Source organism: Sphingobium sp. SCG-1, assembly GCF_002953135.1.
GTDB lineage: Bacteria > Pseudomonadota > Alphaproteobacteria > Sphingomonadales > Sphingomonadaceae > Sphingobium.
In genome coordinates, this window is sequence record NZ_CP026372.1 from 2797360 (window position 1) to 2809319 (window position 11960).

Annotated in this window: 12 protein-coding genes; 7 read left to right on the forward strand and 5 right to left on the reverse strand. The window is 61.2% G+C overall.

The annotated features are described in order from the left end of the window. Positions 1–14: 14 nt before the first annotated feature. The 5 genes from C1T17_RS12720 to C1T17_RS12740 are packed head-to-tail and all read left to right on the forward strand — an operon-like array spanning position 15 to position 5020. Complete coding sequence (locus C1T17_RS12720; RefSeq protein WP_104953756.1) at positions 15–992, forward strand: glycosyltransferase family 2 protein; 978 nt, start codon at positions 15–17, stop codon at positions 990–992. Further along, entirely contained in the window at positions 964–1947 is a 984-nt protein-coding gene (locus C1T17_RS12725) for a glycosyltransferase (RefSeq protein WP_223262589.1), read from the forward strand. Before C1T17_RS12720 ends, C1T17_RS12725 begins: the two co-directional genes overlap by 29 nt. Then, complete coding sequence (locus C1T17_RS12730; protein WP_104953758.1) at positions 1940–3109, forward strand: FAD-dependent oxidoreductase; 1170 nt, start codon at positions 1940–1942, stop codon at positions 3107–3109. The genes C1T17_RS12725 and C1T17_RS12730 overlap by 8 nt, the downstream gene beginning before the upstream one ends. Beyond that, on the forward strand, positions 3102–3830 hold the full coding sequence (locus C1T17_RS12735; protein WP_104953759.1) for a hypothetical protein: 729 nt from the start codon (positions 3102–3104) through the stop codon (positions 3828–3830). The genes C1T17_RS12730 and C1T17_RS12735 overlap by 8 nt, the downstream gene beginning before the upstream one ends. Beyond that, on the forward strand, positions 3827–5020 hold the full coding sequence (locus C1T17_RS12740) for a glycosyltransferase family 4 protein (RefSeq protein WP_104953760.1): 1194 nt from the start codon (positions 3827–3829) through the stop codon (positions 5018–5020). The genes C1T17_RS12735 and C1T17_RS12740 overlap by 4 nt, the downstream gene beginning before the upstream one ends. 26 nt (positions 5021–5046) lie before the next feature. Here C1T17_RS12740 and C1T17_RS12745 read toward each other — a convergent pair whose 3' ends face one another. Both C1T17_RS12745 and C1T17_RS12750 read right to left on the reverse strand, forming a co-directional pair. Beyond that, entirely contained in the window at positions 5047–5709 is a 663-nt protein-coding gene (locus tag C1T17_RS12745) for a response regulator transcription factor (RefSeq protein ID WP_104953761.1), read from the reverse strand. Next, positions 5699–7468 (reverse strand): PAS domain S-box protein, encoded by a 1770-nt coding sequence (locus tag C1T17_RS12750; protein ID WP_189338343.1) that lies wholly within the window; start codon positions 7466–7468, stop codon positions 5699–5701. The genes C1T17_RS12745 and C1T17_RS12750 overlap by 11 nt, the downstream gene beginning before the upstream one ends. 568 nt (positions 7469–8036) lie before the next feature. Here C1T17_RS12750 and C1T17_RS12755 point away from each other — a divergent pair. After that, entirely contained in the window at positions 8037–8468 is a 432-nt protein-coding gene (locus tag C1T17_RS12755; RefSeq protein ID WP_223262590.1) for an acyltransferase, read from the forward strand. Here C1T17_RS12755 and C1T17_RS12760 read toward each other — a convergent pair. From C1T17_RS12760 to C1T17_RS12770, 3 genes are read right to left on the reverse strand one after another with little or no spacing between them, the layout of a single operon-like run. Then, on the reverse strand, positions 8439–8828 hold the full coding sequence (locus C1T17_RS12760; RefSeq protein ID WP_104953764.1) for a thiol-disulfide oxidoreductase DCC family protein: 390 nt from the start codon (positions 8826–8828) through the stop codon (positions 8439–8441). The two genes, C1T17_RS12755 and C1T17_RS12760, sit on opposite strands and share 30 nt — an antisense overlap. Then, on the reverse strand, positions 8825–9829 hold the full coding sequence (locus C1T17_RS12765; protein WP_104953765.1) for a hypothetical protein: 1005 nt from the start codon (positions 9827–9829) through the stop codon (positions 8825–8827). The genes C1T17_RS12760 and C1T17_RS12765 overlap by 4 nt, the downstream gene beginning before the upstream one ends. Beyond that, positions 9826–10284, reverse strand: a complete 459-nt coding sequence (locus C1T17_RS12770; RefSeq protein WP_104953766.1) for a hypothetical protein — start codon at positions 10282–10284, stop codon at positions 9826–9828. The genes C1T17_RS12765 and C1T17_RS12770 overlap by 4 nt, the downstream gene beginning before the upstream one ends. Before the next feature lie 201 nt (positions 10285–10485). On the opposite strand from C1T17_RS12770, the gene C1T17_RS12775 reads away from it, so the two are divergent. After that, positions 10486–11958 (forward strand): protein adenylyltransferase SelO, encoded by a 1473-nt coding sequence (locus tag C1T17_RS12775; protein ID WP_104953767.1) that lies wholly within the window; start codon positions 10486–10488, stop codon positions 11956–11958. The last annotated feature ends 2 nt before the right edge of the window (positions 11959–11960 follow it).

Below are 11960 nucleotides of genomic sequence, written 5' to 3' on the forward strand. Positions count from 1 at the left end.
GTCAGGGGGGCGATATGGGGGTAGATTTATCTATAGTTGTTCCCTCTTATAATGAGGAAGAGAATCTTCCACTTCTGGTCGCGCAGATTTCTAGTGCGCTACAATCCTATGTTGGCGAATATGAGGTTGTATTGGTCGACGATGGCAGCAGTGACTCGACTTTCACCGTTGCACAGCATCTTTCGAAAACCGATCGGCATCTGCGCGTCATCAGGTTTCGGCGGAACTATGGGCAGACCGCGGCGATGGCAGCGGGCATCCAGAATGCGCGTGGCGACATCATCGTCACTATGGACGGCGACTTGCAGAACGACCCTGCCGACGTCCTGCGACTCGTCGAACTAATCGACAGCGGCTATGACATAGCAACGGGATGGCGCCGTAAACGCAAGGACGGCGCGGCCCGCGTCTACATTTCCAAATGCGCCAACCGGATCATGGCGACGCTGATGGGCGTCGAAGTGCGCGACAGCGGTTGCTCGCTGAAAGCGTATCGTGCGCCGCTCATCAAGAACCTGCCGATGTACGGCGAGCTTCACAGGTTCATTCCCGCGATGTCCCGCCTTGCGGGCGCGCGCCTCGCGCAGATCGAAGTCAATCACCATCCGCGCCGCTTCGGCGTCTCGAAATATGGCTTCTCGCGCATCTACAAGGTGATGCTGGACATCATCTCGGTGCGGATGCTGCTCAGTTTCGTGCGCCGCCCCGCCGCATGGCACTCGCCAATGACTGGCATCGCCATGGCGCTCGGCTTTCTCGCGCTGGTCGCTGGCACTGCCGCCGAGCCACGGATTTCGCTGCCCTATCTGACGGTCGGCGTACTCTGGCTGTCGCTGGCGGCCATCCTCATCAGTTGGGGGGTCGTCGGGCAGCTTCTCGCTTCCTCGAATCCCCGTGTCTCAAACTATGCGACGCTCGGCGCCACTCTTTCGGCACGCGTCGCGCATCTACGGAGTGGCGAAGATGAACATGGCGACAGTAACCCAGCTTAAGCTTACGCCCCCGCTCGACCTATCCGTGATCATCCCGGTCACGGGCCGATATGATGCGCCCGAAACGCTCTATGCCAGCTATTCCAGGGCGTTGAAAAAGACTGGGCGCACCTATGAGATCATCTATGTTCTGGATGGTCCCTACCCGCTGATCTCGGCCATGGCCGAGCGGCTTGCCGAGGCAGGCGCGCCAGTCAAGGCAATCGGTTTTAATCGCGAGTTCGGCGAAGCGGCGTGCCTGCGTGAAGGGGCAAAGCGCGCAGTCGGCAACGCCGTCCTTTTCCTCCCCGCCTACTCGCAGATCGATCCGGATGCGATCCAGCAGGTCCTCGATCAACTCAGGACCGACGACATCGTCGTCGCCAGCCGCGATCGCAGGAACGACCGCCCCCTCAATCGCCTGCGCAGTTGGGGGTTCGAGATGGTCGCGCGTATCGCCGGATCGCGCTACGCCGATCCCGGCTGCGTCGTACGCGCTGTCCGCCGGCGCGTGCTGGACGAAGTGCCGATCCAGGACGAGCAACATCGATTCCTGCCGCTGATGGCTGAACTGCATGGCTTCCGCGTAGGCCAGGTGACCGTTCCGCAAGCGACCAGCGACGCCCGCCGTCCGCAGCATCGGCCCAGCATCTACCTGAACGTCGTATTGGACCTGTTCGCCGTCGCCTTCCTGTTGCGCTTCATCCAGAAGCCGTTCCGCTTCTTCGGCACGATTGGGGCGGTCTCCATCATCCTGAGCGTCCTGCTTGGTATCTATCTGCTGTATGAGCGGCAAGTGACCGGCGTGCCGATGTCGGATCGCCCGTTGCTGGTGCTCGACGCGCTGCTCGTCATCGTAGGCGTGCAGATCGCGGCCATCGGTTTGGTGGCGGAAATCGTGCTGTTCACGCGTAATGACGGGGGCAAGCACTATCACATCGACACCATAGTCGAGGAAGGCCAGCCCATTGCCTGACGTCGTCATCCTTGGCGGCGGCATACAGGGCATGAGCATGGCGCTGGCCGCCGTCGAGCATGGCATCCGCCCGATCATCGTCGAGCGGAAGACGCTTGGCTCCGGGGCGAGCGGAAACAGCTACGGCATCGTCCATGGCGGACTGCGCTATCTGCAGACGCTCAGCGTCGCGCGTTGGCACAAGTCGCGCCGCGCACAACGCTGGTTCACCGAACGCTTCCCCGATCAGGTGCGGCCGCTTCGCTGTGTGATGCCGCTGTATTCGGGGAAAGCACGCTCACCAATGGCCTTCGCGGCAGCGCGCGGCATGGAAAGCGCAATGGAAGCCATCCTCCACGCACCCGCCGCGCCCGCGCCCGCGGGCACCATGTCACGCGACCAGGTGCTGGACCTGTTCCGCGTTCCGGACAAGCACCTGATCGGCGGCGCCTATTGGCATGATCTGGAGCTATGCGACGCGGACGCAATATTGCAGCAGATGGCCACCCGTGCGCAGGCTGGCGGTGCGACGCTGCTGCTCAACCACGACGCTGAAGGGCTGCTTTGCGACTGCAAAGTGCGCGGGCTGATGCTGTACGATCATGCGGCGGACCGGAAGCGTAGTATGCACGCTGACATGGTTATCGACTGTCGCGGGGCGAATGCGGGTTATTGGTCGGGCAGCCTCAGTCGCGGCATTCCCGCGCCGACGAGCGCCACCCTCGCCTTCAACCTTCTGCTCGACATGCCGGGACCGCCGCCGGGCAATGCGATAGCGGTGTCCTGCGTCCCCGGTTCCGGTCGCAGCTATTTCCTACGGACGCAGCGCGGCCATGTCCTTGCAGGCACATTCTATCGCCCCTCCCCCGGTACGCGCGAGGCACGGCCGACGGAGAAGGATATCGAGCAGGCGCTGGAGGAACTCCGCGTATGCCTGCCGGACATCGCCTTCGCGCGCTCCATGGTGGTGGACGTGTCGGCGGGTCTATTGCCCGACAAGGACGGCACCGGGCAGCACATGGTTTCTTCGGACCGCCACCTCCAACCGCTTGGCCCCGGATATCACATCCTCCTCAGCAGTAAGCTGACCACCGCACCGCTGGCGAGCGAACACCTCGCGTCGAAGCTCTGGCCTGCGGGAGAAAAACACACACATATCGCAGGGGTTTTGCAAAGTGCCTGAGATCGCCATCGACGCGCATGTCCATCTGCACGATCCCGCCAACGCGATCACGCATGTCAAAGCTGCCTGCGCGCAATTATACGACACGCTTGGCCATATATCGACGGCCGTGCTGATGTTAGCGGAGCAGGCGGGGCACAACGTGTTCGGCGTGCTCCGCGACAGCCTGGAGCCCAGTGCGGAACCCGAAGCGCTGTGGCTCGGCAATCGCGCCGACCCCGCGCTGATCGTCGCGGGACGGCAGATCGTCAGCGCCGAGGGGCTGGAGATATTGGCGCTCGCCTGCATGGACAGTGTCGAGGACGGCCTGCCTGCCCGCGCGCTCGTTTCCCGCCTGCTGGCACAGGACGCCATTGTCGTCCTGCCATGGGGCGTCGGCAAATGGCTGGGCAAGAGAGGGCAGTTGGTCAGGGATCTTATCGCAACCTACCCCAAGGGCACGCTGTTCCTTGGCGACAATGGAGGCCGGCCTTCCTTCTGGCCGATGAGCGATGTCCCGCAGGCGCGCGTGCTTTCCGGGTCCGATCCGCTACCCCTGCCCGGCAGCGCCCGGCGTCTTGGCACTTTCGGAACGATGCTCTCCACCCGGTTGTCGCGCGATCATCCGCTCCGCGATCTGAAAGCCGCGCTGCGCAACCCTGCACAGCCCCTCGTCCCCTTCGGGCGCGCGGCCTCCCTCGCCCGCTTCAGCCGCGACCAGATTCGATTGAGACTGAAATGAAAATCCTCTTCATCGCTCCGCAACCTTTTTTCACGGAGCGGGGCACGCCGATCGCGGTCAAGCTGGCGGTGGAGGCCTTGAGCCGCTTCGGCCATGAAGTCGATCTGCTGACCTACCATGAGGGACTGGACGTCGATATTCCCCGCGTCCGCCATTATCGCATTTCCGCGCCGCCCGGCGTACGCAGCGTGCCCATCGGTTTCTCGCCCAAGAAACTGGTGTGCGACGCATGGCTGGCAGCCGCCGCACTAAAACGCGTGCGCTCCACGCGCTATGACGTTGTGCATGCCGTGGAGGAGGCAGTGTTCATCGCCCTGATGCTGCGGCCCTTCACGAAGGCCCGAATCATCTACGATGCGGACTCGATCATGAGTGACCAGATCGCGCAGAGATGGCCCAAGGCGCGCGCTATCAGCGCCATCGCCCGCGCGGCGGAAGGCTGGGCCTTTAAGCGCAGCGACATGGTGCTGGCCGTCTGCGCCGCCATCGCGCGCCACGCGCAGACGCATACGCCGCACGCAAACGTGCGGGTTCTGCCCGACGTCGCCTTTGCTCCGGTGGGCAGCGTCAACCCAGTCGAAGATCTGCGGCAATATATACCAGCCGGCCGACCGCTGGCGCTCTATGTCGGCAATCTGGAATCCTATCAGGGCTTCGACCTGCTGGTCGAGGCGCAGGCGCTTATCGCGCCAGAACAGCGGTGCGGGATCGTTGCCATCGGCGGCACCGAAGCCTCCATAGCATCCTATCGCGCCAAGGCGGCCGCCGCGGGAATAGAGCGGGACATCGTGTTCTTGGGACCCAGGCCGCTCGACAACCTCCACCAGTATCTGCAACAGGCCGATATATTGTGTTCGCCCCGGCGGGATGGCGTCAATACGCCGATGAAGGTCTACTCCTACATGGCGTCAGGCAAGGCGATCCTCGCCACCGACATCGAAAGCCACAGCCAGGTGCTGGACGTGGAAACTGCGCTGCTAGTAACACCGACCGCCGGAGCGATGGCCAAGGGGCTTGAGACGCTCCGCACACATGCGGTGCTGCGCTCTCTGCTTGGACAGGCTGCCGCGCGCCGTGCGAACACCGAATTCAGCCTTGCCGCCTTCGAAACGCGACTGAAGGATGCCTATCGCCTGCTCACGCCTCGCCCGCAGGAACCGCGCATCGGCCGGACGCTTCCCACTACCTAAAAAAATATCCGGCCGACGAGAGGTCTTTAATCCCGTGCCCTGCTAAGGCGATGATTTCCATTCAAATGCTGCAGGCTGTCACTCGCCAGACCCGCAGCAAAAGCGATCCGCAGTGCGTCGGATAGACTGCGCACGCCGAGCTTCGCCATCAGGTTGGCGCGGTGGATCTCCACCGTGCGTGGACTGATTTCCAGGTCATAGGCGATGAACTTGTTCGGCAATCCACGCGTAAGCGCATTCAGCACGTCGCGCTCCCGCTCGCTGAGCTTGGCGACCAGACGCCGTGCGTGCTGCTCGTCGGCTTCCTTGCCTTCGGTCACGTCTAGCCGCTTCAACGCGTCGCGCACTGCCTGCACCAAAGCATCGCGCTCCGGCGGCTTTTCCAGGAAGGTGACGGCTCCCGCACGCATCGCGGTGACGGCGCTGCCGACATCGCCATGCCCGGTGAACATGATGACCGGCATGTCCAGATCGAGTTCGCGGATGCGCTTCTGCACCTCAAGCCCGTCCATTTCGGGCATCCGCATGTCCAGCAGGACGCATCCGGCTTGGGCACGCGGCGCGGCGTTCACGAACGCCCGCCCGCTCTTCCAGCTTTTGACCGCGAAGCCATGGGATTCCAACAAGAAGGCGGTCGACGCTCTCACTTCTTCTTCATCATCGACAAGATGAACCAAATTATGCGGCATAGGATAATTCTCCAGCAAATCTGCAAAGGGTGAAGTTGAACCTCGTGCCGCCATGGCTGAGATCTTCCGCCCAAATTTTGCCGCCGTGCGCCTCGATTATCGTGCGACATATCGACAGGCCCAGACCGAGCCCGCCTTCTTTTCCGGCGCTTGTGAACGCCTGAAACAGCCTATCCCGTACTTCGGGCTTCAATCCGCCCGCATGGTCCTCGACGGAGATGCGAACGAATTCATCGTCCTGAAGCTGCGTCGATACGATGATCTCCCGACTGGCTCCCGCACCCGAACGCATCGCGTCGATCGCGTTGTTGATGAGGTTCACCAGCACCTGATGCACCTGCACCCGATCCACGAATACCGAACCGATGTCAGCCAAATCAAAAGCGACGCTCACGTCCGCCTGCTTCGCTGCCCCGGCGATAAGCGTACCTGCGCTCGTAACGATGCTGTTGCCGTCCTCGATCGCCAGCGTGGTCTCGCCGCGCGCGACGAACTCGCGGATATGGCCGATGATGCGCCCCGCGCGCACGGCCTCGGAAGAGGCGCGCTCCAATATCTTGTCCAGTTTCTGGATCTGCACGCCGTCCATGCTCTTCAACTGCGCACGGCAACCTTCGAGATAATTGGTCATCGCGGTCATCGGCTGATTGAGTTCATGCGCCAGCGTGGACGCCATGATGCCCATCGCGCCAAGTCGCGATCCATGTAGCACGTCCAGTTGCAGCGCCTCCATTTTGGAGCGCGTCTCCTCCTGCTCCGTCAGATCGCGCAGGAACGCCGCGTACCAGCGCCCGGCTTCCGTGTCGGCACTGCCCATCGTCGCTTCGACCGGGAAAAGTGATCCGTCGCGGCGCACGGCAATCAGACGCGCGGGCTTGCAGTCGGGGCTGCGGCTTCTCATGCGTAAATAGCGTTTTACACGGATATTCCATGGAAGCGCAAAAAGCAGATCGGGTGAGAGACCAACGACTTCCTGCTCGCTATAGCCGAACATCTGCTGGGCCTGCGCCGTGAACATTTGTATCCGGCCATTCTCATCGACCGCGACCATCGCCTCCGGCACAGCCGAGAGGATCGATCGGAACTGCATTTCCTGCGTGCGGACACGGCGGTATAATTCACGTTCCGAACTTACATCACGCAGGCTTATCCCAAAGCCGATAATGGCACCGCTCTCGTCCCCGATGCTGGTGATGCACATGTCCCCCGTGAACGACGACCCATCCGCCCTCGCACGCTTGCGCTCTTCGGCATGACGGCCCGTAAGCGCCGCCCATTTCAGATCCGTCGCTGGTTTGCCCGCCGCTTTGTCCTCAAGCGCGTAGAATATCCCTATATCTTGCTCCAGAGCGGCCGCTTCACTCCACCCGGTCAGCCTTTCGGCACCCTTGCTCCAGTGAACCACTGCACCATTGCGGTCGAGCATGCAGATCGCAAAGTCCGAGGCACTGTCGAGCAATCGCTCTAGGTCCTTAGTGGTGTGCGTCAGGCGCTGAACCTTCCATTCCGCCTGTCTGCGCAATGTCGAGGCGCGATAGGCAAGTCCAATGCAGATTGCGAGAAAGCCCATCAAGGAGGGGATCTGCAAATGCAGATCTTTGTCTCCTGCCAAAAAGGCTAGGTCGACAAGAAGAGAAAGCAGTCCGGCGATAAGAGCGGGCCGCAATCCACCATGAAGCAGGCTGACGATGATGGCAGCCGCATAGAAGACATGATGACCGCTTGGTCCCGACCAGGGAGTAAGGGCAACGCGAGTCATTGTGGCGAGCAATACTGCAGAGAACGGAACCACCATTCTCACCTTTCCCGGGCGGTTGGCGGCAGCATTTGTGTCGTCACCGGAAGCAAAGAAAAGAGCGATGAAGGCGTCGATCCATGCAGTTCTACCACCCGGTCGGTGCTGATCCGCTTTGGGTCGATTTCCTTTCAAGTAACGGGCATGACCGGCATTAAGGTACGATCCATGCAACTTGGGCATTTCGTCCATCAATCCCCCCACCTCGTCCGTGCCGCGCCTTCAAAATACCTATTTATTAAGCACTTAGAGATTGCCACGAAAAACTAGTATAAAAGGGCTAATGGAATTCCCTTATCGCTGCTATAACTTATGTATATTCGCGAAACGCAATTGTTGTTCAAGTTGGCAGCATGGTTTTGATTTTGCACGAAGATGCCGGAGCATGAAAATGCGGCCTTTGGTATTACTCCGTAGATTCCTTCTACCTCCCCTAATTGTCTCATGGGTTTGTCATCTTAAGTACAGTGCCAACGTCAGTCCAAAGGCGGAAGTAGAACTCAGTCCTTTACTCAAACTGGGCAGAGGCGTCGTGATCCTTCCTAGAGCCAAGATAAAGGCGAGCGAAGGTCCGATATCCATCGGCGCGAATACGATCGTCGGCGAAGGCGTCGTTATCGGAGGGCATGTGCATGGCGTGTTTATCGGTGAGCATTGCTCGATCGGAGAAAACGCGACGATCATGGGCGTAAACTATCGCTTCGACCGGCTCGACATTCCGATCCGCGAGCAGGGTCTTACGTCCAAAGGGCCGATCAGGATTGGGGACCGGGTCCATATCGGCGCCGGGGCAGTGGTGCTGGACGCTGCACAAATCGAGAGCGGGGCAACGGTAGCGCCACGTGCCGTGGTGTCGGGCCGAGTGCGGGCGCCGCAAGCCTCCGAAACCGAACGCGGCGCTTCCGATGACAAGCCTGCGCCGCTCAAACCGGAATCACGTGTCGAGCTTGGATCTGCCGAGTAGCTGCAACGTCGCGTTACGCCCCGCGCGCATGAACGGATAGAACAGACTCGCACGTGCGGGCGAGCGGAACAGCGTGGCGTTCAGCCGGTTCAGCCATCCCTTATTGCCGCTCAACATGCTCAGCATCTGTAGCGCATCTGCACCATGATAATACCGCCCACCGTAATGGAAGATCATGCCCTCATTGAGATCATATCCCAGCCGCTGCGCCGCTTGCACGGCTGCACCGCCCTGACGCGCATCTATCAGTTCCACCGCGCCGACACTTTCACGAAGACGCATGAACTTCACGTAAGTGCTGCAAAACGGGCATTCTCCGTCGTAGATGACGTAGGCCGCAGGTTCCGTATTCCTGTTCATGCAACGCTGGCTTTCGGCACTGTCACAGGCGCCACTTCTTTAGGTTGCAGCACGCCGAGATAGCGCAGCCCTGCCGTCCAGGGCACAAAGCAGAGATAGAGCGCTGTCCACTGCCAGAATGGCGCCGCGAACATGAAGTAGATGGACACATGCATGACCATCCCGATCGGCACATATATCCACTTCAGCCGCTGGATGAGGAGCGAGAGGAAGAACGTGCTCTGAAACGCCAATATCGCCCACTGTCCGAACAGCGCCAGCCAATAATGCTCGCTCATCGGCAAGCCGAGCGGCGCGCCCCAGCGCAGTCCGTCCATCGCCAGATAATATTGCAGCGTCAGTCCATTCGCCCAGTGATAGTCCCCGACTACAAGCTTCGCATAGCAGGCGGAGAGATACATGAGGCCGAAGAACCATTGCACCAGCAATATCGGCCATTTGGCTTCATGGCTGGTCGCGGCGAACTGCTCCTTCAGCGTCAACGGCCGCTTGCGCCTTTGCAACCAGGCATCGACCGAAAGCACCGCTCCCGCCGGTGACAGCGCCAGCAGGGCAAGCGCCACGATCATCACAGCCTCGGGGTGATGGATGTCGCCATGCGAGAGTGCCCATAGCTGGATCACGCCGGTGCCGATCGCAAACAGCGGCAGCGTCACGCGCGTTGCGAGTCCGACCAGCGCGGCAAAACCGAAGCCGATCGTCACAAGCTGAAGCATCTGCAACTCTGCGACGGAGAACTGGTGGCCGTACAGCAGGAACAGGATGACCTTGAAGAACGGCAGCGGCTGATACATTTCCGGCGGCAACTCGCCCAGCGTGGCAAGGCTCGACACGGTATAGCGCGGATCGAGCGTCATCAGCGCGACTTGCGTACCCACGGCAATGATCCGCAGGATGGCAAGGTCGGCCAATGGCGCTTCGGGGAACCAGTAACGACTCCAGCCCGACCCACGGCCCCGAGCTGAGAGCGATGCAGTATCGCCTGCGATAGCGCCGCTCACGGGCGCTGGCTTTCGAATTTGGTGCGCGGCAGCGTTGCCACTGTCCGCAGCGGAGCGTGCCTTGGCCCATCACGCGTGATGACCATCGGATAGTCGTCCACCTCCAGCGCGACCAGCGACGGATATTGCTTCGCTATGGTCGCCAGAAACCCCTGTATCTCGTGTGCGTGTCCCGCGCGCAGCGGGCGTGCGAAGCGACGCTCGAACCGCCAGAAATCGATATCGAGGTCCGCAGCCAGCACCGGATGCCGCACGCCGTCGGGCGTCACGGCATAGACCTTGTGCCCGACATCCAGCCGTTCGCCTTCATAATGCGCCTTCGCGTACATCGGATACCAGAGGAACGGGAAATAGCGGTCGGTATTGCCGAAGCTCGCGATCGCCTGCGCCACCAGCACGAGGGCGATCACCGCGGAATAGAAGATGTAGCGAAGCTGCCCCGACGAGACGTCCATACCTGTCCTCCCTCGCCAGATTGCTACTGCCTTCGCGGTCGTATTTCATCCGTAGGAGGGGCAAGGGAAATTACGTATGCAAAGGTGACTGGACGCCAGAGATTGCGCGAACGCTTCGGACGAAAATGAAACCTCGTGCAGGGCGGTGTGTTATCTGCTTCAGCAAGCGCGACGCTCTCGCAGCCAGGAAAACAGCCCACCGTGACCAGCCTTATTCCCTTCGATAACAGCTATGCCCGGCTGCCCGATCGCTTCTTCGTACATGTCGCGCCAGCGGTAGCGCCCGCGCCGACGTTAATACGCGTGAACCGCGCACTGGCGGATCAACTGGGACTTGATGCGGACTGGCTCGAAGGACCGGACGGATTGGATATGCTGTCCGGCAGGCAGGTCGTGCCGGGTTCCGATCCTCTCGCCATGGCCTATGCCGGGCACCAGTTCGGCAATTTCGTGCCGCAGCTTGGCGACGGGCGCGCGGTGTTGCTGGGTGAAGTGGTGGACCGTGACGGACGGCGCCGCGATATCCAGCTAAAGGGCGGCGGCCGCACACCCTTTTCCCGTGGCGGCGATGGACGGGCGGCGCTTGGCCCGGTGCTACGAGAATATGTCGTCAGCGAAGCGATGTTCGCGCTTGGCGTCCGCACTACTCGCGCTCTTGCGGCGGTTGCAACCGGTGAGCAGGTCTATCGCGAGACCGTGCTACCCGGCGCGGTTCTGACGCGCATCGCGGCCAGCCATATCCGCGTCGGCACCTTCCAGTATTTCGCGGCGCGGCAGGACATAGAAGCGCTGCAAACGCTTACCGATTACGTGATCGCGCGCCACTATCCGGAGGCGGCGCAGGCGGAGAACCCCGCGCGCGCCCTGTTGGACGCCGTCGTTGCCGCGCAGGCGGAACTCGTAGCAAGCTGGCTGCTCGTCGGCTTCATCCATGGAGTCATGAATACCGACAACTGCTCCATATCGGGCGAGACGATTGACTATGGCCCCTGCGCCTTCATGGACGCCTATGATCCCTCGACGGTGTTCAGTTCGATCGATCGGCAGGGCCGTTACGCTTATGGCAATCAGCCGCAGATCGCGCATTGGAACGTCACGCGCCTTGCCGAAACTCTTCTGCCGCTCCTCGCCGATGACGAGGATGCGGCGATCAAGATAGCCGAAGAGTCGCTCGGCAAATTCGCAGAGCAGTTTCAGAGCGCCTATCATTCGGGCCTGATGCGTAAGCTGGGCTTGGTCGCTTTCCGCGATGACGATCTCGATCTAGCCAACACACTACTGTCTGCGATGACGCAAAATAGCGTCGACTTCACCCTCTTCTTCCGCCGCCTCGCCGATGCGACCGAAGTCGGCAACGACGAACCCCTGCGCGGCCTGTTCGTCGATCCCACCGTCTGCGACCAGTGGCTAGCTCGATGGCGCGAACGATTGGCACAGGAGCCGGACAACCTCGACCGCCGCGACGCCATGCGCGCCGTCAATCCCGCCTATATACCCCGCAATCATCGTATCGAGGCGATGATAAGATCCGCTGTCGACGAAGGCGACTTCGCGCCGTTCGAGGAGCTTCTGGCTGTCCTTGCCCGCCCCTATGACGATCAGCCGGACATGACGCGTTACGCCGATCCGCCGCAGGCCCATGAGCGCGTGATGGCGACGTTCTGCGGCACCTGACA